Origin of the sequence: Rhizobium sp. 2MFCol3.1 (genome assembly GCF_000377565.1) — a bacterium.
Taxonomy (GTDB): Bacteria; Pseudomonadota; Alphaproteobacteria; order Rhizobiales; family Rhizobiaceae; genus Rhizobium.
Map to the genome: position 1 here is coordinate 1 of NZ_KB898396.1, position 1,381 is coordinate 1,381.

Sequence of the window (1,381 nt, forward strand, 5' to 3'; positions counted from 1 at the left end):
GTAAGCGCGATTTTCCATGCGCGTTGACGGCTGTTTTAGGGCCAGGTCGGCTACATTGAGAGCGACATGCGGCTAATTAGGCGGCTGAGTTTCTGGAGAAGTTGAACGGCAGCAGGTCGCCAATGCCGGCAGTTTCTTTGCGCTGAGGCAACTCAGTGAGCGCATGGCGCAGCCAGGCGAGCGGATCGACGCCGCAGGCGCGGCAGGTCAGCATGAGACTGTAGATCACGGCGCTGGCTTTGGCTCCATCGACGGTATCGCTGAACAGCCACGATTTTCTTCCGGTGGCAAAAACTCTAATCTCGCGTTCCAGAATGTTGTTATCGATCGGCATCCTGCCGTCGCTGGTGTAACGCGTCAGGTAATCCCATTGGTTCAGGGTGTAGGACACCGCATCACCGAGCTTGGTATCCGGCACGATCTTTGGCGCGATATTGTCGAGCCAAGCCTTTAGGGCGTTCAGGACAGGCAGGCTGTGCTGCTGGCGGAAACGGCGAATGCAATCGGCCTTTGTCTCCCCTGGATCTGGGGTCCTGTCTCTTGCCTGCTTTTCGATCCGGTAGAGCTGCTCGAAGAACCGGAGTGCCTGCTCCGGCGGTCCGCCTCCATTCTTCCGGGCTTTGAGGGCCTCAACGAAGCGCCGCCGTGAATGGGCCATGCATCCGACGTGGGTTGCGCCATTCAATGTGCGCCATGCGGTGTAGCCGTCGGTCACCAATATGCCGCGGTAGTCACCGAGAAAGGTCTGTGGGTGGATTTGACCGCGGCCGGGCTGGTAGTCGAGAAGCACGATTGGTTCGTCACTGTCCTCGCTGCTGCGATAGGCCCACATGTACGACGTGCTGATGGCTTCCTTGTCTTTTTCCTTCAACACCTGAACCGTCGTCTCATCGCCATGGATGAGAGACTGCGATCGTAGTCGCAGCTTCAAAGCATCATAGATGCGGTATAGATGCTTCTCGCTCGAGCCGATGACCCAATGCGCAAGAGCGCCACGGCTGATCGGAACGCCAGCACGCTCGAATGTTTGCGCCACGCGGTAGAGCGGCGTGCCGTCGACGTATTTATGCACGAGCGCGAAGGCCAGCGTCGAAGCAGTAGCGATGCTGCCCGGCAAGGGTTGCGGTGGCATCGGTGCGATTACCACAGGCGTGTTGATCCCGGTACGATCGCAGTGGCGGCAAGCGTACTTGAACCGCACATTCTGCAGGACCTTTGCCTTGACCTCGATATGGAGCTGCTCGCTAACGGCTTCGCCCATGCGATGCAGTGGGCTTTTGCAGCACGGGCAAGCCTTCTGATCGTCAGCAAGGTCGTATTCAACACGCTCGCGCGGCAGGTCTGCCGGCAGAGGCCTGCGTCCCCGCTTTTTGCCCGTAAC

The 1,381-nt window shown here is 59.0% G+C and carries 1 protein-coding gene; it reads right to left on the bottom strand.

From position 1 onward, the window contains the following. Nucleotides 1-76: 76 nt before the first annotated feature. Nucleotides 77-1,381 (bottom strand): IS66 family transposase (locus D460_RS0132305; protein WP_026283776.1); only part of this gene is annotated, 1,305 nt, incomplete at its 5' end.